Consider the following 20,525-nt stretch of genomic DNA (forward strand, 5'->3'; position numbering starts at 1 on the left):
CTCCAGATCCAAAGCCATCTCCAGATCCAAAGCCATCTCCAGATCCAAAGCCATCTCCAGATCCAAAGCCATCCCCATCTCCAGCGCCATCTCCATCTCCATCTCCAAAGCCAGCGCCATCTCCATTTCCAAAGCCAGCGCCATCACCATCTCCAGCGCCTAAGCCAGCGCCATCGCCATCTCCATCTCCAAAGCCATCGCCATCACCATCTCCATTTCCAAAGCCAGCGCCATCACCATCTCCAGCGCCAAAGCCAGCGCCATCGCCATCTCCAGCACCAGCGCCTAAGCCTCCACCAGCACCAGCGCCTCCACCACCTCAAAATCCAAATCCACCACCAATGGAAAATCCACCACCACCAACTCCAGGAGAAGATCCGTCTCCCAATCCGCCACCTGGAGAGGAAGAAAAAGAAAAAGCTCCAGGCATACCACCCCTCCCTTTTCCTTTCTTCCCTGGTAGGGCACAACCGGCCGCACCCGCGCCAGCTGGTAGTCCTTGTCAAAAAGGAAGTTGTGGGGGCAAAATTTCAGATCAAGTTGGTCAAAACGCCGATCAATTGGGGAAAATAAACGCGCTTTTAAATGCCTTAGATTTAGCTGCTATTGCGGCGATGAACGCCAAGTTAGATGTAATTAATACAAAATTAGGGCCGCAAATTCCAGGAGAAGGTATCAGTGGATTCCTGAAAAAACTTGCCAAATGGATGCAGTTTGATCGGATTTTAAACGTGCTGACTTGGATGAATACTTTGCACAATGCTTATATGCTTAGCAATTCATTGTCCGATACTTTATTTAGTGCAATAGACAATATTATTGGCTTATTTATTAAAGACATGGATGGACAATCAATTGATACTAAAGGATTCTTCGGAAGTAAAATTGATGAATTTGCAGCCCGTCTTTTCGGCTTACAGAATTGGAAAGAGATGAAGACAACTTGGAAGAATTGGAGCCGTATTTATCAAGCGGCTGCTAATATTGCAAACACCGTTAGATCGATGATTGATTCGCTTAGAAATATTACAGAGTTTATTGCAGAAAATACCGGGAAAATAGGTAATGCTCTCAAAAAGTTTGGTGCGATCGGCGAGAAAGCATTCCCGTGGATGCCAGAGCAAGTGAACGCTCAAAGCGTTTGGATGCAACGCTTACAGAATTTAGAGGAAGCCGCCAGTGGAATCGAGATGGTAACTTCGGAAGCTGTTTCAATTAAAGATAATTTAAAAGAATTAACTACTCAAAAAGAAGAATTTGAAAAATCAATCGAAGAATTAGCACCGAAAGAAAGACCTAATAATCTATCAGTGAAAGAAGCTCAAGATATTGCAAAACTATTTAGTCAAGGTGCAATAATTTCAGAATTTGACAAGGAGGCGGATGAATAATGCCTTTACCAACACAATTTAGCGAATGGGAACACTTGCAAGATTTAATAAGATTAGATCACAATCGTGCAGTTCTAAGATATTTTAAAAATACTCCAGACAACGACGTTTCAACAACTAAATCAAAGTTAAAACACGCTTGTGTTATTAAAGACGATGACACGGCAACAATGACACAGTTACGAATGTGGTTATTTGAAGTTACCGTAGGTCGATTGCAATCAGTTCAAACTCCTATTTACGGGATACCAGTAACAGAATTGCAACAAGAACGCAAATTCAAACCACAAATAAAACTATATTTTTCGGAAGATTACGATGAAGAAACACAGGTAAACGGTATTCCTCTAGCTGAAGGTGAAATCACTTTTAGATTAATGAATAAAGCGAGTGATACTATCTCACGAGCGGACGCTGAAAGTCTCGCAAGATCAATTAAAAGCACTTTTACCAAACCAGCGTTTACATGGTCTAAGGGATGGTTTAAAGCTACGTATTTAGATTCAGAACGCGGCTACGATTTGCGCTTATTGGTAAAAAGTAAAGCAGAAGCAGAACAAGTAGTTCGTCAAGTAATCGGAATTCAAAATCATTCATTCGATCGCGATTTTTTTCAATTTATCGAACATGATAGGACTTACCCTTTAAATCCAGGAACTCATAGAGTTTACGGTCGGACTGTAAAAAAACCAATAATCAGACGGCGAGTTGATGTGAAATTTAGGTATGCTCAACTGCTCATATGGGGGCAACCAAACCCGATCAATTTAGTAGCTTCTGGTGGCAGTAGATTAAGAAGTGTAATCGAGCGAGTGTAGCGGGAATTTTGGGGAATTTTTACTGGAAAAGTATACTTGTCCGGCTGCAAAAAACAAGCTTTATTACTTGCTATAAAAGAAAAAATAAATATCCACTCTTGTTATTACTAGATAAATAAAATGGCACGTCGGAAATCAGCAAAAGAACTTCAACTTCAATTAAAATACGCCCAAGCTAGAGAAGCTTACCAACCACCTGAGCGAGAACAAGGATCCACTACAAGACGCTTACCCAAAATTGCTTTAGCTTATGGAGCGATGATTTCGGAAACCAGAACAAAGTACAAAGTTCAAGCATCTAAAGAAGCAGTATTATTTTTTACACAAGCTGCTCTTAACCTTACAGATGTAACTTCAGAAGGCCCGTTGGCTAGAGGCTCGCAACCGGCAAAAGTACACGCAACAGTAGCAGACACGACTCCTACCCTTGTTCGAGCAGAAGGTAGCAAACGTCCTTATATTAGGTACGGTAAAGGTGCTAGAGATAGCAACGTGCAATACACTTATAGCGCTCCCTTTTCAGTAACAACTATTGGATCGTTAGATACCGAATTGAAAGCTTTATTCACTTCGGTAAAGGGTAAATTAGGCGGCGCTTATGGTCGTGTTTGGTACACTCCTGAATACTTTGTAATCTCAGATGGCGGTGAATAATTTAGACGTTTCTACTCCAGTAGTTTGGTATCCAGGACAAACCGAAGCCGAATTTTTAGAAGAAATTACGGACATGATTTCTAGAACAAACGCAACTCAAGACTTCCTTACCGGAAAGCTTGACGCTGATGCATTCTTAGATTTTCTTGTAGAAGACGGCTACAACGTTTTTGACCTAGATGAAACTTGCTGGAATATCCCGCTTTTAGCATGACTTTGAACGCGGAAGTAACAGCTGCTAATGCTTGGGAATTGGTATTTTTCCGAAAATTTTCTGTCAATCCAGTATTCAACGTCAAACCTTACCTTGAGCCGATAGAATTACCTTTACTAACGAGTGCCCGAATTTTTCTTGTGAGTACTTTTTCTCTCAAGGTAAGACCAACTTGGTATACAGCGGGTTATTTGTCGCGGCAAGTTAGAGGAATAAGCATTGACGACACGGTAGTTTTTGAAGGACTGGGACAAATCCCTACAACTACCGCTGACTACGGGCAAGAAATTATTCCTTTAAATGTCAGCAAAATAGTAATATTTCCGTTCATCTCAGGTAATCACAATTTAAGATTTGATTTTGTACCTTGGATACCTGAGTTAAGATTAGGAGTTTGGGAATATAAAGGTATTGAAAGTGATTCTACTGAAGACTTAGTAGAAGCTATTCAAGCAAAATTAGAAACAATCGAATTTAAAATTGATCAACTATGAGTACTTTAAGTTATCAAGCTTTGGGTGAAGCTTTACCACCCGGTTCTATTGAGTTTGTTGGAAATAATCAATTAAAAGCAAATTTTAGTCAAATTACGGGTAATGATTTAAGCTTAGAATCATCTTCTATTGAAGGCATAGTAAAGCTTTTAAGGGGAATAGCTAAATTAACCGATCAAGTTAACGAAGCTAGAATTAATCAAGATTTAGATCCGATTGAATTTGCTTCTGAAATGCTTGCGGGAACGGCAGAACAGCCCGAATATCACTTTCTTATCAAAGTAAAAGTTGACACGGCTTTATTTCCAGATAATCTTGATGACCCTACTGATTAATATATTTGATTCATTTCTCAAAAAGTGAATCTATTACTAATGAAATCGTTTAATCTTAATAGTTTAATTGCAGTTGGGGGTTTTTTTCTAACTGTAACAACGATTATTTGCTCTCTAGTCATCCAGTACGTAAATGCAGAAAAGCGCAAGTATGGGCTAGAGCGAGACTTTGCACATATCAAACGTAATTATGAGCAAATTGTGCAAAATCTGAATGTAATTATTGCAGAAATTGATCACCGTTCTGACGCAATTGATCGAACTTTGATTGAGATTAAATCACTACTTTTAAAATAAATTATCAATTGCATGAAAACTATTAATACACGGTCTGTGGTTGTTATTTTGTTTGTTGTTGGTGTTTTTGTGCTCGCGGTTATTGATATTAATTTCCGCGCTACCTTTGCGGACATTGCCAAAATCAGGATAGGGGGATATCTTGGACAACTTTACCCACAACAACGGTCAACTTAATGACAAGCTGTAACGTCAATCAGTATCGAAGTTGCGACGTAAATAAATGCAATCCCCGCGATGACATACGAAATATATGTCATAGCTCTAGCTATCATTAAAGCTTTAAGTGTCCAATTCATAATTTACTCGTGTGGGGATTTATGACAGTAAAATTGAAACATCTTCGGTGTTGAAATTGTTTTACCAATCTCTTGTAAACTAACCGTACCCAAACTCGATATCCCAAACAAAGTTCCATACTTTTCTGCTGCTTTAGCAACCGCTCTTTCACCGTCATAATGAAACAACCTTTGTAATGCTGTTGGAGAACAAAACATGGGAATATCAATTTTCATTCCCATTATTTCCACAGAGGTATCTACTTCTTCAACTCCTGCCAATACGTTAGGAATCAAATCGCATTGTTCGTAAGCTGCGGTATTTCTTCTATAGGTTACTTCATCATCTGCCGCTCCATCTATATAATGAAATATCGGAGCAGGTAATTTTGCTTTAGCTAAATTTTTAAAATCGTTTGTGTTACGGCAATCTGCTACACTTTTAAATAATTTAAAATTCATTGTCTCTCGAATTACACCTTTGATCGGATTTTGACATATTCTAGATAGAACAATAGCTTAAAAAGCTAAAATTTTGAGAAAAAAAATGGCTACTTTGTATGAAAAATTGGGTGGAAAAGATGCCGTTGATATCGCTGTGGACAAGTTTTACCAGCATATTTTAAACGATGAACGAATCAACCACTTTTTTGCAAATGTTGATATGAAAAAACAGCGCGAACATCAAAAGGCTTTTTTAACTTATGCTTTTGGTGGTTCTTCTGTGTATGAAGGCAAAATGATGAGAGAAGCTCACAAGCATTTAGTTGAAGAAATGGGATTAAATGGCGAACACTTTGATGCAGTTGTGGAAAACTTAGTTAAAACTTTGAAAAAATTAGGAATTTCCGATGAACTTATTCAAGAAGTTGGTGCTGTTGCTGCTGCACCGGAACATAAAAGCGATGTGTTAAATAGGTAATTGGTAATTGGTAATTGGTAATTTATCTAAATTTTATGAGCAAATTCAAATATTTGATTCGCACTCAACTGAAGTTCTGGAAATATTTTAGAAACTAAGATATCATTATTCTGAAATAATTTTCTTTGATATTCATCGCCAACTAAATTACATACCGTAATCGTTGGCTGTTTCGGTTTACCAATATATTCTCTTCCACCAATACCAAGATAATCTACAATCCAGTACTCTGGTACACCCAATAATGCATAATCTTCGACTTTTCGTGCGTAATCATTCTGCCAGTTTGTACTAACTATTTGAACGATTAGCTTGATTGAATTTCCTGAAGTAATTACAGGTTCCTGCTTCCATAATGGTTCGTTTGCAAGCTGGGTTTTATCTAATACAATTAAATCTGGACGAAAAGCAGTTTCTGTTCCCAACAATTTAATTAAACATCGATGGGGGATAAAGTAATTTGGGTTGTATTGGTCAATTTGTACGTTTAGCTTTCTTCCGGCAAATGCACCTACTTGCTCGTGAAACCCGGTTGGTTCCATTTCAAATAATTCCCCGTCAATTAGCTCATAACGTTCATTATCGCCGTAATTGGCAATAAAATCATCGACAGTGATAAATTTCGGTGCTGTTTGAACCATTATGATTTTTGAGAATAGATAATTGGTAATTGGTAATGGATAATTGGTAAATAAATATATCTCTTTAACTAGTTTATCCTGTGTCTAGAATAGTTGTTTCATTAACAATAAAACACAACCTAATCTCAATTTTGAATTATTAGATTACTAGCTTCTATCACAAATTACCCATTACCAATTACCTAACTAATCAAACTTGAGCAACTTCACTCGAAACATCAGCCGATCGCGATGTAGAATTACCCCTAACCGCCTTAAACATTCCAAATCTGCACAGCCCGGTACCAAATGCTAACCGCATCAAAAGAATTGTCGGTACTTCCCGCACAGATTTAATAAAACCACGAAGCCCAAAACGCATCCATCCCTGGGGTTTAACGATTCCCTGCCAGATTGTATCGAACCATGAAGGAAGTGTTTCTTTTGTCCAGTCTGCGGTTATTACTTCCCCTTCCACAAATCCGGTAGCTTGCAATAGTTCGGAAAAACCTTCTATGCTGGAAAAAGCAGGATGGGACCATTGATCTAACAGTTGCTGCATGACTGGTTTTTCCCAAAAATTCAGCGGAGTCTGGCGGTCATCTCTTTGATTCCAATCGGCTACAACCAGTATTCCACCAGGCTTTACTACCCGCATTAACTCCCTTGCAAAAACGGCTTTATCTGGCATATGTGGCCCCGCTTCAATCGACCAAACCACGTCAAAACTGCCATCGGGGAAAGAAAGAGCCATTGCATCATCTACCAAAAATTTAGCGCTCACACCTTCGGGGGTTAACTCAGTCGCACGTTTAACTTGTTGAGGGCTGATGGTAACACCCGTAACGTCAAAGTTGTATTCAGCAGCTAAAATGCGGCTGCTACCACCAATTCCACAGCCAACATCTAATACTGTAGTACCTGCGGGTAATTTATCTAAACCACCCCAACGCACCATTTCATGAACAAAATCGTATTTAGCAGCTAGAAAATCTTTGTTTGTGGGTGGGGAACCATAATGTCCTAAATGAATGTGTTCACCCCAGTAATATTCCAAAATACCATCATCTGTCCATTCGTCGTAAGAATTTGCTACCGAGTCAGATGATTGATAGCGACGAGCGGTAAGTAAATATAGTGCGATGCTTACAATTAGTATTGCAAGGATAATTCCCAAGGTAGAAAGCAACCAGTTCATTAAAATAAAGCCTTAATATTTTTTCATAATTTTATCGTATTAAGGAGTTGTGGGTTTTGGTTTTAATATAAAGGAAGGAATAAAATGATGGATGAATCAAAAAAGCAACGTTTAGAATCTCAGGGATGGAAAGTTGGAACGGTAGAAGGGTAGAAGATTTCTTAGAGCTAACACCTGAAGAAGCTACGTTGATTGAAATTAGACGTTCTAGTTTGGGACAAGATAAGGGAAAGTTTGTAGTACCGGATGACTTTAATGCTCTATCGGAAGAGATTTTATTAGCATTTGAAGGTAATGAAGAATGAAATCATCAGGTTTCTAAATTCTCCGAGCAGAATTACAAATAACGTTTAGAGGTAATTTTAAATGAACAAAGATATTGATGTTCAATCTAGCAGTGGTAATGTTTTTGAAGATTTAGGACTTACAAATTCTGATGAGTTGTTGATTAAAGCGGAACTTGTCCGACAAATTAGTATTCAACTGAACGTCTTTTCCGATTTTTGAATGCTTTGGGAAGTGATATTGAAATTCGCGTTATTTCCAAGCCGCAACCAAACTCTCAAGTTTAAACAAGAATTGTGAATGTTTGAGTTGCGATATAGAACAGCGATCGCGCGAGTTATCAATCTGTCACATCAATAGATTGTGATGGATATGAAACTTCAAAAATTACTACATCACCATCTGCACGAAATGGCCCGTGAACTTCACCAGGAGGACGGCTTGCATAAAATCCTGGCTCAAGCCACATATCGAAGGCTTCATCATACAACCGACCGGATACAACAAATATCTCTTCGGGATATGTATGGCTTTTGGAACCAAACGAACCTGAATAATAACCACTTTTAAACCAAGTTAATCTCGTGTAATCTCCAGTATTTTTATCCTCAGATATTGTTAACTGGCTTATATTACCTTCAGATCCATCTATGGTTTCCCACTCATTCAAATTACTTTTATCTAATGGATTCCAATAGGTTGAGGTGGACTTCATCGGAGATTACCCTGTGTTAATTATGTTATGTAGAAACTTTTTGTTTATTATACGAATTATAGCGATGTTGGGTTACGACACGATTAATAAATATTCGTCCAAAGTTTCCCCTTGAGAGTGCGCTCCTGGAAATCCAGGAACATAATTGGTCGATCTAAATACTTAGCTATTGTTTTCGGTTTACCAACTATCTCCAGCACCACCTCCACCGCTATCACCACCACCGAAGTCGCTGCTACTCGAACTACCTGAATCGCTGCTGCTGGAACTACTACTCGAACTTGGAGGAGACAATTTAGGAATTGTTTCATCTGTGGTGGTAGCGTAATTACAACATTGACACTCTTTCCACGTGCGACGAGTTCCCGATGAATATTCGGTTGCTTGACTAATAACTTCTGTACGGATTTTGGTAACGGTTAATTCATCGCAGGTAGGACAATTAGATGCTTTACCGCTAAATTCGTAGATAAGAAGATGCATATTGTCTAATGCACAATCAGAACATCGCCAACCTTTAAATTTGTTACTACCAAGTCTCTGTGCTACTTTTTGGGGTTGCTTAAGATAAGATTCTATTTCTATGGCTTCTACTTGCTGCATTGGTTTCGAGCATTGTTCGCAGTAGGCTTTTCTAGGAAAATAAAAGCGTCGCCGTGTTGTTCCCGATGGAGATAAATCATCTTTAGTAAGATGCACAAAACATGACGAGATATATTTTGCTAAGGGCAAACCGACAAATTTCCATACTGGTAAACCAATTAAAATCAATAATAAGTAAATTAAAGGATTAGTGTTTGTATTTTCGACTGGTGGATTAATTTGAGCAATTGGAGGTTGCGGATTAACTTTAGATGCGGGAGGTTGAGAATTAACAGCAGTTTGTGGTTTTACAGCGTCTGCTCCCAATTCTTTAATCAGTGATTTTGTACCCGCAATAATACCTGCTTCAAAGTTTCCTTTTTTAAATTGCGGCGTTACCTGCGTGCGAATAATACTACCAACTTTGGCATCGGGTAAAATACCTTCTATACCATAACCAGTCTCAATTTCTGTACGGCGATCGCCTTTTGTAACCAGAAATAAAATCCCGTTATTTTGACCTTTTTTACCGATACCCCAAGTGTTAAATAATTCGGTGGTAAACGCTTTGGGTGTGGATGAAGGTTTAGTAGTTGGTACTGTAACGACAGCAATTTCTGTACCATTTTCTTTCTCTAATTCAGAAATCATTTGATTAAGTTGAGTTTCTGCTTGAGGAGAAAGCATATCAACCATATCTGTTACCCAACCGCTGTTTTGTTGGCGGGGGTTTGGTACTTCATTTACTGTTAGAGCATAGCTGGGAATATTAGAGATAATTAAAGTAATAAATAGCGTAAATGCAAATATCAATATCCGACAACGACGGAAAAATTGTTTTTTCATTATTTTATTTAATTGTTTATTTTTTCTCTTTACTTTAACTTCAGCTTTAAAAATTTAACAAAGCAGATACACTGAGATTTAAAAAACGCAATCGGTAGCTATCTAAACAGTGTTATTACTTAATTCGAGAGCAGTGAAAAGAGGGGGCGCATTTTCCGGCTTTGAGATAGCTGCCTCCCTCTTGGTTTAGGCAATCAAACTGAAATTTAACGATTAACTAAATTTAAAAGCCACCTGCATCGCCGCCACCACAGTCACCGCCTCCAAAGTCACCCCCTCCGCCGTAACTACCACAGTCTGAACTATGAGAACCTCCCGCATCTGAACTATGGGAACTTCCGGCATCTGAACCGTAATCACTAGCGGAATATGAATTGTAACTAGTCCAATTAGCCGAAGAATTACGACGGGAAGAATTACTTGCTTTTGGGGACTGATTTGTCCGATTACCCGAAAAACTACTAGCAGAAGAATTATTGGCTTTTGGGGATTTATTTGCTCCTAAAAGAACCAGTACTATCAAGACAACAAATATTAATGCAAAAAATATTTCCATAATCTGTATCTGGGCTTTCTCAATAATGGTATCTATATATATCTGAGAGTTTTGGAAAAATTACGAATTTTGATTAAAGATGGGGGAGATTATCAATCCAAAATGCCCAGTGGCCCAATTGAAGCTAGTAGGTTAGCTTCACGGCGCATAAAAAAATAATGGTGAAGGAATGAAAAATTAATATTGCAACTTAACCCAATATTGCATTCTCAAAGATCCCACATTTTCGCGGCAATTGTATCATTTATGTACCCTTGCCGATGTTGGGTTACGACACGATTAATAAATATTCTCGTTACAAGCCAAATTGACTTTCGTGTCTAACCCAACCTACTAACTATTCACCCATGCGCGCAATTCCCAATCCCCATTGCCCATATTGATTATTTATCTATACCTTGAGAAATCGCAATCAACGCCGATCGCCGTAAAGCTGTAAAATTTTTGTTAAATACAAGGTATTCGGCATGACAGCAACATCTCCAAAGGCAACATCGGCTCCCAAGTTTTGCGAAGGTATTCAATACTTTGGGGGATCTAAACCGGATTTTGATAAGTACGGTAAGCAAAGCGCGATTCCAGAAGGTAAAACTGCTATTAGCGATACTCAAGATAAAGCGGCTATTTACCAAACTTTACTTTATGCCGATGCTTTACGTTATTTAACATTACAGGTAACTGGAACAAAAGCTTCGGGGCATCCTGGCGGTTTTGCATCTCAAGCGGAAGCTTATGCTGCTTTAGTCATGCTGGGTTACAAGAATATTCTTACTGAAGTGGGACATCATGCCCCTGGTTTCTATAGTGCCATGTTTCTTGACCGTTCTTTAGAAGACATGGATATTACCACGGTGACACAGTTGCGGGAACGTTACCGCGAAAAACACGGACTTTTGGGACACCTTTCGGGAATGATTCCCGGTATTCTCGCACCTGCGGGGCCTTTGGGGCAAGGGCAACATTTTGCAATGGCTGCGGCTTATTTGAATCGCGATAAGTTGTTTCCCTTTACCGTTGGTGATGGTGGTTTGGGTGAGCCTTATATTATGAGTGCGATCGCGCATTTTAATACTGCTTTTCCTCAAATTACTAATTTCCTTCCCGTGTTGGTGTGGAATGGTTATTCTCAAGAACATCACAGTATGGTTTCTTTGAAAACCAACGATGAAATGGGAAATTACTGGGTTGGTAATGGTTTTGAGTCAGTTGTTTTAGTTGATGCTAAAGACTTTGACGATCAAAATCAGCCGGGAGATTATGTAGATAGTACCGAATTTTCCTTTGAGAAAAGGTTGCAGTTTACCAAAGCTGTATTGGAAGGAGTTGATAAAGCAGCTAAATCTGCACTCAGTGGAAAATTAACCGTATTTATTATTAAACAGCTTAAAGGTTCCGGGGTTCACGCCACTGGTTCCAAATCCCACAACCTTTATCCCAAAGATACTTTAGATGCACCTCATATGATGGAAGCATTGAAAGAACGAGCTTTATCTGTAGAAGCTTGGGAATTGGTACGAAATAATTGCGATCGCGCTGGTGGTGGCCCTGCTGCAAAGACTGCGGTAACTGAATTTGAGTTACAATTACCTGAGTTGGGCGAGTTGCCTTTAGAAGAATTTCAGGTAGGTGGGGAGCCGAAAGTTTCTACCACTGCAATGGGACTTTTAGTTGGTAAAGTTGGACAAGCCGACAAGAATTTCTTAGTTACCAACGCTGATGGAAACGCTGCATCGGGTATTGGCAATATTAACCAAGCTTTAAAAATTATTCATCCCACGCAAGATGATGATTACAACCAAGCACCACAGGGACAGGTTTACGAACCTTTGAGCGAAGATGCTTGTGCTGGTTTAGCTGCGGGTTTATGCTTGATGGGCGGACGCAGTTTGTGGTGTTCCTACGAATCTTTTGCTGTAAATGGTTTACCGATTTGGCAAACCGTAACTCAAGCAATGGCAGAATTACGCCGCGCTACACCTTCCACAATTACCTTATTTACAGCCGGTGCATTAGAGCAAGGGCGTAACGGATGGACTCACCAACGCCCGGAAATCGAAGCTTACTTTGCTTCCATGATGCGTAACGGTAATATTTTTCCACTATTCCCCACCGATGCCAACAGCATTCAAGCTTGTTACGAATGGGCTTTGACTACTAAAAATAAAGGAATTGTGATTACCGCAAGTAAATCACCTTTACCGATTCGTACTACTTTTGAACAAACCCGACAAGGTTTAAAAGATGGTGCGGTAGTTTTGCAAGAAACCGAGGGAAATAAGAAAGTAGTATTTGCAGTCATTGGCGATATGATGTTAAAGCCAGTCTACGAAGCAGCCGAACATCTGCAAAAATCAGGTATTGGCGTAAAAATTGTTTCCGTAATTAATCCCCGTCGTTTATATCGTCCCGAAGATACAGCTTGGGATTTGTGTTCGCATCCAGACGGCGATTTTATCTCTGATGCCAAATTTGCCGAAATCTTTGATGGAGATGCTTTAATTGGCGTTACAGGTGGCGCTGCGGCGACGTTAGAACCAGTGATGCTGCGGAGTAATTGTAAGCGCGATACTTTAGCATGGAAACGTGGGGAAACCACATCGAGTGCTGGTGAATTAATGGGCTTTAATGGTTTGACAGCAGAAGCATTGAAAGAAAGAGCGATAAAGTTAGTTAATTAAGGTTTTTCGTAGCATCTTTGATCGTTCTCAGTTAACTTTCAAAATTGCCTTGGAATCAAAAGCATCGGCTAATAGCTCAAGTCTACTTAAGTAGACTGAAAAATCTACTATTATAAGACTTACGCAGCTATAACGGAAAGTGTAGTGTTCCAGACATTCTAGATCCCCCCCTTCGGGTATCTCCTTCGGAGACGCTTCGCTAACGCTAGTTTGGCGGGACGGAAACCGACACCGCCAACTAGACTCACCAACCCCCCGCCGTCTTTGGGGGGCGCTATTAAGTCCTAAATTAGATCAGATTTTGTTAGCCGATTTTAGTTATGTAATTAGGGCTTGCTGAATAGAATTGAGAAGCTTTCTAGGTAAGGCTTTCAAGCATTTTTACTCAAAATAAGTGCCGTTTCTTATAGCCGCTACAGGCTCAAAACCCCTGCACTTCTACGAGAAATTTTTAGGGAAGTTTAGTATTCAAGCCGCTAAACCCGCTATTGTGCTTGCTATATGGACTCTATTTTAAATTTGGAGGCTTTTTCAGCAAGCCCTACATAAGTCCCTTCTACACAAGGGCTTCGTTGTCTTGTAATTTGCGATCGCCCTGTGGTCGATTACATAAAAACAAGGTTCAAAATGTAAATACGTCTAAATGAATAAATTTTTGAGAGAATGATTATGGCATTTGGGGGTACTGAAAGAGTCGTATAAAACTCAGTTATAACAACCGCTGCCGGGTTGTCACGGTACAAAGCATCACTCCCAGAAAGTACTACATCAATAAGTTACCTAACTCAAAAGCTATTCTCTTCGGTGCGGATGTTTTTCTGTAGAGATACTCCTAAGCTAATGGTATTTTCTATACCCAAAAAAAATCATGTAATTTCTGGTATTACAGCTTTTCCTTAGTTTTACCTTACTTACTCACTTTCTTGTTATTGCTCATTCGAGGTTCTGTTACTGTGGCGTGGATTGGTGATTTCTCCCGGAATTATTAAATTTACCTTTGAAGCAGACCTCAGACCTTGCCAATCTGGTAGGCTTTAATACATCCATGAATGATGAGAAATGGTTAAGCAACAAACTACTCAGCCACGAAAAATCTTGATTCTGGCAGCCAGTCCTGTAGACCAAGCAAAATTACGCTTGGATGTAGAAACTCGTGAAATTGATGAAGGTCTAAGACGTTCTCAGCATCGTGAACAGTTCCAACTAGAAAAGCTAGGAGCAGTGCGAACTGATGACTTGCGTCGAGCTTTATTAGATATTAACCCCCAAATCCTTCACTTTTGCGGTCATGGAACTGGGTCAGATGGATTGGTATTTGCAGACCAACAAACCTGCAAATGGTCGTCCCATACCCAACGACCAAAAAAGTTGCGATATCGCTCATATGCAAGTAGAGCTTGTTGCTAATGATATTGAACGGGCTGTAGATATACTTAAGCAAAATCAAGTTGAATTTGTCTCGCCGCAACTCGTACAGTTCCCCAAAACATATTTTTACCGTCAAGGTTGTTTAATCAAAGATCCCAACGGGCACGCAATGTTATTGATTATGGAATGAGGTAAATTTTTTATTTTCTCTTTCGATAAATTCTTCCAAACTAGTTGGTTTCTCGCCAGTTAATTTTTCGTAAAGATCGGAGATTATTGGCTCTTTTTGAAATCTTGGCAAAAAATGAAGCATTATCATTACCAGTATCATTCCTGTTTCTAATCCGTCATCTTTCTTGATGTTGTAAAATCGCAATGGATTAGAACTAACAAATTCGATTTTATCTTCTATTGTTTGATTAATCAGAACGGTTACTTCGGAGAAATTTTTATTTTCGTATCCCGTAATCTCAACCGCTTGATTTTTATATTGTTCAAAATCATTTAATAATATGGCTGATGCTTCTCCAATATTTTCTACATCTATCCAGTTAAACTTAGCTTTTCCTGCTGGTAATATTATCTTTCGTTTATTTTGAATATCACTGAGCAAAATGGTTGTCAGGTTTTGCATAAAGTAACTTGGACGAAGAAAAATATAGTTCAATCCGGATTCCTGAATCAGTTTTTCAATTTTGTGATGTGGAATTATTGGACTTTTTTCAACTCCTTGAACGGATAAAAAAACAATTTGATTTATTCCTTCATCTTTCATTTTAACGATTAATGGTTTGAAATATTGATCGACATCGGCAATTTGAGGTGGACGCAAAAGAAAAACACAATCAATATTTTTAAATGCTCGCTCGAATTTTTCTGGATTTTCAAAGTCAAATTGAACGAAATCTAGCTGGGGGTAATATTTGATTTTTTTTTGTGCTTTCTCAATATTTCTGACAGCAGCAACTATTTTATTTTTGGTTTCTATTTTATAAAGAAACCGAATCACTTCAGATCCAATATTTCCTGTTGCTCCAGTTATCAGTATCCGTTTCATTGCTTTTTCCTTTATGCACCATAATGATAAACTGTGAATTGGCGTTTAAAGCATCAAGCAAAGTCGCCAGGTTTTACCCCAATCCAGCGATCGCCAGTCAGTTGCACAATCATTACTCTTGCAGGTTGATCGCCAACCGTACCAGAAAGATGTCCTTTATGACCTTCTTGATTTGGTTTAGTATTTTGATCGCCGCCGAAAGATGCCTCTCCAGCACCCATTTCTACCCGCATACCGTCCATAGTTTCTACAAACCATCGACCTGATAGCGGTATAATCCATTGCGGTTGTGGATTTTCGTGCCACTCGCCAACCCAACCGACTGGCATTTCAGTAAACAAAACTTTGGCATCAGCACTTAGTAAGTGGTTATTCCACTGTGGTGCAGCATCGCCCCCCATACTCTCCTGCTTGAAATTCGTTAACTCGCAACGAGTCTGATGACTCACACCCCGATCGTCAGTCCAAACGTGCCAATAGCTTTGTTTTGGCTGATTTTGTTCGGCTTGGTTAGCATCGCTCATAGTACCTTTCCTTTTTAAACTGTTTAAATATATGTTTAAATATGTGTTTAATTTTGTTACAAAAAAGGTAGGAGGCAGAGGGCAGAGGCTTGATCGGTAAAAAGTATTAATTAAAACTTTAGTTCTGAGTATAAAGCCCTACGGTGTACACACATCTCGCCTCTATCCCCCTAAATCCCCCTTAAAAAGGGGGACTTTAACTCCCATTCCCCCCTTTCCAAGGGGGGTTAGGGGGGATCAAAACGCTATAAAACCAACTTATAAGACTTGTGTGTACACCGTAGGTATAAAGCCCTGTTACAACTCACTCTTTTAAGGGTGAGTCCATAAAAGCCTCCTGCCTCCAACATAGCTGCCTTCTGAATCAAACTATTTTGTTTTGGCGTGCTTGTAATGTCCTTACTAACAGTCCATGTTTGGGTGCAAAAATCATCGCAATAACAAACAACAGAGTTTGCAATACTACAATACATCCACCTGTTGCAGCATCGAGATGATAGCTAATATAAGTCCCCATTAAGCTAGAAAATATCCCGGATGCGACAGCAATTAATGTCATTTTATCAAAATTATCGGTCAACATATAAGCAGTTGCCCCTGGAGTTACTAACATTGCAATTACTAAAATAATTCCTACTGTTTGTTGCGCGGCGACAATAGTTAAAGCTAATAAAGTTAATAAAATATAGTATAAAGCAGTGGTATTTAATCCTATACTACGGGCATGAGTTGCATCAAAACAAAATAGCAGTAAATCTTTTCGCAGTATCATTAAAAATATCATCGTGATGGAGCAAATGATGATTGTTTGGATTAAGTTTTCATCGGTAATACCTAAGACATTTCCAAATAGAATATGCATTAAATCTATATTACTTGGGGTTTTAGAAATTAGCACCAAACCAAAGGCAAAAAAGCCCGTAAATACTAACCCCATTACCGTATCTTCTTTAATTCTAGTTTTGGATTTAATAAACCCAATAGAAACTACAGAACCCAAGCCAAACACAAATGCTCCAATGGCTAAGGGAATATTTAAAATATAAGCAATTACAACTCCTGGGAGAACTGCATGAGACACCGCGTCTCCCATTAATGCCCACCCCTTAAGAGTCATATAACATGAAAGCACCGAACAAACTACACCCACTAAGGCACTTACAAATATTGCCTTAACCATAAATTCATACTGCAAGGGTGCGGCAAACCATTGCCAAATTGCTTCTATACTCATAATCTTTTAAATAAATTATCAATTACTAATTACCAACTACCAACTACCAATTATCTAATTTCCTATTCCTTTAACTGGCATCATTCCTCCAAAGGTACGGGTAATATTCTCTTCCGTAAAAACTTCTTCTGTAGGGCCATATGCCAAAATTGTCCGATTTATTAATACCACATCATCACAAAATGTAGAAATTGAGGAAAGATCGTGGGTTGAAATTAAAATTGTATGACCCATATTGCGTAATTCTATTAAAAGTTGAATAAGTGCTTTTTCTGTTTTGACATCAACTCCCGCAAAGGGTTCATCTAAGAGAATTATTTGTGCTTGTTGCGCCAAAGCACGCGCTACAAATGCTCGTTTCTTTTGTCCTCCTGAAAGTTCGCCAATTTGTCGGAATTTAAATTCACTCATGTTGGTTCGCGCTAAACTTTCTGCAACAGCTTGGCGGTCATTTTCACGAGGAATTCTTAAGATGTTCATATAGCCGTAGCGCCCCATCATCACTACAGATTGCACATCTATTGGAAAATGCCAGTCTACATCTTCAGATTGGGGAATATAAGCAACTAGATTTTGTTTTTGTGCCTTCTTTATGGGCATTCCTTGAATAAATACACGCCCATTTGTCGGCTTAACAAAACCCATAATTGATTTAAACAAAGTAGATTTACCTGAACCATTCATCCCCACTAAGCCGCTAATAGAACCACGATTTAGCTGTAAATTAGCTGAATGTAAAGCGACTTTACCGTTATAAGCAACTGTTACTTCTTCTACTTGAACTGCAATTCTAGACATCATATTTATTAATTATCTAATTAGGTTGAATGGTTTATCAATTCTCAATTTTTTACTGTTTCAAACCATTAACTAAGGTGTTAATGTTGTACTCTAACAACTTAAAATAGGTAGGTGCAACGCCATCTGCATCAGTAAGTGAATCAACATAAAATACTCCGCCAAATTTTGCATTGCTTTCTTTTGCTACTTGTTTTTGAGCATTAGCGCTGACGGTACTTTCACAAAAGACTGTGGGAATTTGATTTTCCCGCACTGTGTTAATTACTTTTTTTACTTGTTGTGGAGTCGCTTGTGTTTCGGAATTAACCGCCCACAAATACTCTTCCTTTAATCCATAATCCTTCGCTAAATAAGAAAATGCTCCTTCACAAGTCACCATATAACGTTTATTCTCAGGAATTTCTGCCACTGTCTTTTGTAGTTTTTGATCGACTTTCTTTATCTGTTCGCTATAAGTTTGAGCATTAGCATTATAAGTCTCTGCGTTGGCTGGATCTAAATTTACTAAAGCTTGACGAATATTTTCTACATATTTCAAAGCTATTTTTGGCGACATCCAAGCATGAGGATTCGGTTTTCCCGCATAAGCATCTTCACCGATATCTATCGGTGTAATACCTTCACTCAAAGTTACATGAGGCACATCTTTGAGATTTCCATAAAACTTCTGCGCCCAGCGTTCCAAACCCAAACCATTATCTAATATTAAGTCTGCATCCTGCGCTTTGACTATATCGCTAGGAGTCGGCTCATAGCCGTGAATCTCCGCCCCCGGTTTGGTTAAAGATTCAACAATGGCTTTGTCTCCTGCAACGTTACGAGCCATATCAGCAAGCACCGTAAATGTCGTTAGAATAACTTTTTTGTTTTTCGTATTCGGATTTTGTGCAGTATCACCAATCTCTTGCACTGGACTCTCAGACACGTTTTCCGAAGGGCTACACCCACTCAAGCATAGTCCAAATACGATTCCCGTTGCAATTGCAAGTTTTTGTACATAAAGGTGTTGACGGAAAACGATAGACATATAGCTCCCCCTCGGAATCATTTTCATAATTTTCTCATTTTTGTAATTATACAATATTTCAACCAAAAAAATGAAAGGATTATGAGAATTACACTATAGATTTACTTAGTAGCAGAATTATTTTATAAGGATATGTATGTTAGCTAGTAAATTAGTAATATATGCAAAGCCCCCCAATACAGCGGGGGTTGGGGGGATCTAAACGGTTGAAAGAGTTAATTTATCGTTGCGGTTGCGGCCATTTCTGTTAAATTAAGCCTATAAACCCTTTTTGATTAATATTGTGCGAGATGGTTGTAATAAAGGAAATGTAACAATGAAAGTGCTACCTTTATTAACTTCACTTTGTAATTCCAAGCTACCGTGATGGGATACTACAATCGCTTTTGCAATAGCCAAACCCAAGCCGGAGCCGCCAGTATGACGAGAGCGATCGCTATTAACTCGATAAAAGCGGTCAAATACATGAGACAATTCCTGAGTCGGAATACCAATACCCGTATCTTTGACTCGAATTTCAGCATCCGATTCATAACTATCTAAAATAACTGTAACTTCCCCAGAAGGTAAAGTATACTGAATTGCATTGACAATTAAATTAGAAAATAAGCGATAAAGCTGCTCGGAATTACCGATAATATTCACATCTTTATGCACGCTAATTTCCGATTTTAGCGTTACTTTGGCTGAAATTGCCATTGCGGCAAATTCTTCTATCAAGTCATCAATAATATCATTCAAAGAGCATAATTCCCGCTGTAGGTCAATAGATTCTCTATCAAAGCGAGAAAGCATTAATAAATCTACAACTAAACTAGTAAGCCGCTGATTTTGACGCTTGATAGTTGCGAGAATATCCCAAGCTTCTTTAATATCTAAATCTGGCATTAATAAAACTGATTCTATTGTTGCTTGAGTTGCGGCTAAAGGTGTTCTTAATTCGTGTGCAGCATCGGCTGTAAATTGTTGAATTTGTCGGTAAGATTGATAAATTGGTCGCATTGCTAAACCTGCTAACCACCAGCTAGCAAAAGCTACCATCATCATTGCAATTGGTAATCCCACCAGCAAACTTAATTTAACTGCATCCATATAGCTATTAACGTCGGCGATATTTCTTCCTACTTGTAAATATCCCCAATCGCGATTATCTTTAGTGTGTAATTCTAATGACATTTGATGGTAGAAGTTACCAGTATCATCTTCAATAGTTTGCCAAAGTTTCTTGTTTAAATCTAAAGATTGAGTTTGAGGTAACGAACCAGAAGTCGCAATCAAATTTCCCGAATTACCAAATAAACGCACGTAATAACCTTGATTAATTGCGTTTAAAATATGCCGTTGAGAAACTGATTTTTCCGAGATACAACCTGTTTCAACTACACAAATATTTGGTAAAACTTCTTTCACAATTGGTGATAATTTTTCGGGCTGGTTTAACTTAAGTTCTAAATTATTATGTAAACTTTTAGCCGCAAATTCTAATTCTCTATCTAATGCTTCCGAATGAGCATGAGATACTGCCGTGTAAAAACCAAAACCGCACGCAGTTAAAATTAAACCCATGACAATGGCATACCAAAACGCTAATCGAATTCGAGTACGTTGAAACAGTTTATTTTGATTCATGC

General features: G+C 38.7%; 24 protein-coding genes and 1 pseudogene. 12 read left to right on the forward strand and 13 right to left on the reverse strand.

The features are described 5' to 3' along the window. The 6 genes and pseudogenes from ACM03V_RS08425 to ACM03V_RS08450 all read left to right on the forward strand — a co-directional run. Positions 1-1,391, forward strand: a pseudogene (locus tag ACM03V_RS08425) (hypothetical protein); the annotation flags it as partial. After that, the gene (locus tag ACM03V_RS08430; RefSeq protein WP_414620321.1) at positions 1,391-2,209 is read left to right on the forward strand and encodes a hypothetical protein; all 819 of its coding nucleotides are present in this window, start codon (positions 1,391-1,393) and stop codon (positions 2,207-2,209) included. The pseudogene ACM03V_RS08425 and the gene ACM03V_RS08430, both read left to right, overlap by 1 nt. A gap of 120 nt (positions 2,210-2,329) precedes the next feature. Beyond that, positions 2,330-2,863 carry a hypothetical protein gene (locus tag ACM03V_RS08435; protein ID WP_414620322.1) on the forward strand — a complete coding sequence of 178 codons (534 nt, stop codon included), beginning with the start codon at positions 2,330-2,332 and terminating at the stop codon, positions 2,861-2,863. Next, entirely contained in the window at positions 2,850-3,077 is a 228-nt protein-coding gene (locus ACM03V_RS08440) for a hypothetical protein (protein ID WP_414620323.1), read from the forward strand. Before ACM03V_RS08435 ends, ACM03V_RS08440 begins: the two co-directional genes overlap by 14 nt. Further along, positions 3,074-3,571 (forward strand): hypothetical protein, encoded by a 498-nt coding sequence (locus tag ACM03V_RS08445; protein WP_414620324.1) that lies wholly within the window; start codon positions 3,074-3,076, stop codon positions 3,569-3,571. Before ACM03V_RS08440 ends, ACM03V_RS08445 begins: the two co-directional genes overlap by 4 nt. Further along, positions 3,568-3,906 (forward strand): hypothetical protein, encoded by a 339-nt coding sequence (locus ACM03V_RS08450; RefSeq protein WP_414620325.1) that lies wholly within the window; start codon positions 3,568-3,570, stop codon positions 3,904-3,906. The genes ACM03V_RS08445 and ACM03V_RS08450 overlap by 4 nt, the downstream gene beginning before the upstream one ends. 470 nt (positions 3,907-4,376) lie before the next feature. Here the strand turns inward: ACM03V_RS08450 and ACM03V_RS08455 are convergent, their stop codons facing one another. Together ACM03V_RS08455 and ACM03V_RS08460 are read right to left on the reverse strand one after the other, a co-directional pair. Then, positions 4,377-4,502: a hypothetical protein gene (locus ACM03V_RS08455; protein ID WP_414620326.1), complete on the reverse strand. Its 126-nt coding sequence runs from the start codon at positions 4,500-4,502 to the stop codon at positions 4,377-4,379. A gap of 3 nt (positions 4,503-4,505) precedes the next feature. After that, a complete protein-coding gene (locus tag ACM03V_RS08460) occupies positions 4,506-4,943 on the reverse strand; it encodes an alpha-hydroxy-acid oxidizing protein (protein ID WP_414620327.1) in 438 nt (145 codons plus the stop codon). 85 nt (positions 4,944-5,028) lie between these two features. Between ACM03V_RS08460 and ACM03V_RS08465 the strand changes: the two genes are divergently transcribed. Next, on the forward strand, positions 5,029-5,403 hold the full coding sequence (locus ACM03V_RS08465) for a group I truncated hemoglobin (RefSeq protein ID WP_414620328.1): 375 nt from the start codon (positions 5,029-5,031) through the stop codon (positions 5,401-5,403). 26 nt (positions 5,404-5,429) lie between these two features. Here the strand turns inward: ACM03V_RS08465 and ACM03V_RS08470 are convergent, their stop codons facing one another. Together ACM03V_RS08470 and ACM03V_RS08475 are read right to left on the reverse strand one after the other, a co-directional pair. Continuing rightward, on the reverse strand, positions 5,430-6,044 hold the full coding sequence (locus ACM03V_RS08470; RefSeq protein ID WP_414620329.1) for a Uma2 family endonuclease: 615 nt from the start codon (positions 6,042-6,044) through the stop codon (positions 5,430-5,432). A gap of 190 nt (positions 6,045-6,234) precedes the next feature. Continuing rightward, complete coding sequence (locus ACM03V_RS08475; RefSeq protein WP_414620330.1) at positions 6,235-7,221, reverse strand: methyltransferase domain-containing protein; 987 nt, start codon at positions 7,219-7,221, stop codon at positions 6,235-6,237. A 125-nt stretch (positions 7,222-7,346) separates the two neighbouring features. Between ACM03V_RS08475 and ACM03V_RS08480 the strand changes: the two genes are divergently transcribed. Beyond that, positions 7,347-7,526, forward strand: coding sequence for a hypothetical protein (locus tag ACM03V_RS08480; RefSeq protein WP_414620331.1), 180 nt, complete (start codon positions 7,347-7,349; stop codon positions 7,524-7,526). A gap of 61 nt (positions 7,527-7,587) precedes the next feature. Next, complete coding sequence (locus tag ACM03V_RS08485; RefSeq protein ID WP_414620332.1) at positions 7,588-7,728, forward strand: hypothetical protein; 141 nt, start codon at positions 7,588-7,590, stop codon at positions 7,726-7,728. Positions 7,729-7,846: 118 nt separating this feature from the next. Here ACM03V_RS08485 and ACM03V_RS08490 read toward each other — a convergent pair whose 3' ends face one another. The 3 genes from ACM03V_RS08490 to ACM03V_RS08500 all read right to left on the reverse strand — a co-directional run bounded on the left by ACM03V_RS08490 (position 7,847) and on the right by ACM03V_RS08500 (position 10,205). Then, positions 7,847-8,221 carry a cupin domain-containing protein gene (locus ACM03V_RS08490; protein ID WP_414620333.1) on the reverse strand — a complete coding sequence of 125 codons (375 nt, stop codon included), beginning with the start codon at positions 8,219-8,221 and terminating at the stop codon, positions 7,847-7,849. Between the two features lie 180 nt (positions 8,222-8,401). Continuing rightward, entirely contained in the window at positions 8,402-9,649 is a 1,248-nt protein-coding gene (locus tag ACM03V_RS08495; RefSeq protein ID WP_414620334.1) for a TPM domain-containing protein, read from the reverse strand. A 223-nt stretch (positions 9,650-9,872) separates the two neighbouring features. Beyond that, positions 9,873-10,205: a hypothetical protein gene (locus ACM03V_RS08500; RefSeq protein WP_414620335.1), complete on the reverse strand. Its 333-nt coding sequence runs from the start codon at positions 10,203-10,205 to the stop codon at positions 9,873-9,875. A gap of 467 nt (positions 10,206-10,672) precedes the next feature. Here ACM03V_RS08500 and ACM03V_RS08505 point away from each other — a divergent pair, with 467 nt between their 5' ends. The 3 genes from ACM03V_RS08505 to ACM03V_RS08515 all read left to right on the forward strand — a co-directional run bounded on the left by ACM03V_RS08505 (position 10,673) and on the right by ACM03V_RS08515 (position 14,441). Continuing rightward, positions 10,673-12,883, forward strand: coding sequence for a phosphoketolase (locus ACM03V_RS08505; protein WP_414620336.1), 2,211 nt, complete (start codon positions 10,673-10,675; stop codon positions 12,881-12,883). A 1,059-nt stretch (positions 12,884-13,942) separates the two neighbouring features. Next, complete coding sequence (locus tag ACM03V_RS08510) at positions 13,943-14,290, forward strand: hypothetical protein (protein WP_414620337.1); 348 nt, start codon at positions 13,943-13,945, stop codon at positions 14,288-14,290. Then, positions 14,268-14,441 (forward strand): hypothetical protein, encoded by a 174-nt coding sequence (locus ACM03V_RS08515; protein ID WP_414620338.1) that lies wholly within the window; start codon positions 14,268-14,270, stop codon positions 14,439-14,441. The genes ACM03V_RS08510 and ACM03V_RS08515 overlap by 23 nt, the downstream gene beginning before the upstream one ends. On the opposite strand, the gene ACM03V_RS08520 is transcribed toward ACM03V_RS08515, so the two are convergent. The 6 genes from ACM03V_RS08520 to rppB all read right to left on the reverse strand — a co-directional run bounded on the left by ACM03V_RS08520 (position 14,424) and on the right by rppB (position 20,523). Continuing rightward, positions 14,424-15,308, reverse strand: a complete 885-nt coding sequence (locus ACM03V_RS08520) for an NmrA family NAD(P)-binding protein (RefSeq protein ID WP_414620339.1) — start codon at positions 15,306-15,308, stop codon at positions 14,424-14,426. The two genes, ACM03V_RS08515 and ACM03V_RS08520, sit on opposite strands and share 18 nt — an antisense overlap. Before the next feature lie 53 nt (positions 15,309-15,361). Next, the gene (locus ACM03V_RS08525) at positions 15,362-15,832 is read right to left on the reverse strand and encodes a cupin domain-containing protein (protein WP_414620340.1); all 471 of its coding nucleotides are present in this window, start codon (positions 15,830-15,832) and stop codon (positions 15,362-15,364) included. Between the two features lie 364 nt (positions 15,833-16,196). Then, entirely contained in the window at positions 16,197-17,066 is an 870-nt protein-coding gene (locus tag ACM03V_RS08530; protein WP_414620341.1) for a metal ABC transporter permease, read from the reverse strand. A 54-nt stretch (positions 17,067-17,120) separates the two neighbouring features. Then, complete coding sequence (locus ACM03V_RS08535; RefSeq protein ID WP_414620489.1) at positions 17,121-17,864, reverse strand: metal ABC transporter ATP-binding protein; 744 nt, start codon at positions 17,862-17,864, stop codon at positions 17,121-17,123. A 52-nt stretch (positions 17,865-17,916) separates the two neighbouring features. Continuing rightward, on the reverse strand, positions 17,917-18,894 hold the full coding sequence (locus tag ACM03V_RS08540) for a metal ABC transporter substrate-binding protein (protein ID WP_414620342.1): 978 nt from the start codon (positions 18,892-18,894) through the stop codon (positions 17,917-17,919). 258 nt (positions 18,895-19,152) lie between these two features. After that, positions 19,153-20,523, reverse strand: a complete 1,371-nt coding sequence (gene rppB, locus ACM03V_RS08545; protein WP_414620343.1) for a two-component system sensor histidine kinase RppB — start codon at positions 20,521-20,523, stop codon at positions 19,153-19,155. Positions 20,524-20,525: the final 2 nt, after the last annotated feature.

Source organism: Calothrix sp. CCY 0018 (genome assembly GCF_963920925.1).
In the GTDB taxonomy this organism is placed as follows: domain Bacteria; phylum Cyanobacteriota; class Cyanobacteriia; order Cyanobacteriales; family Nostocaceae; genus Rivularia.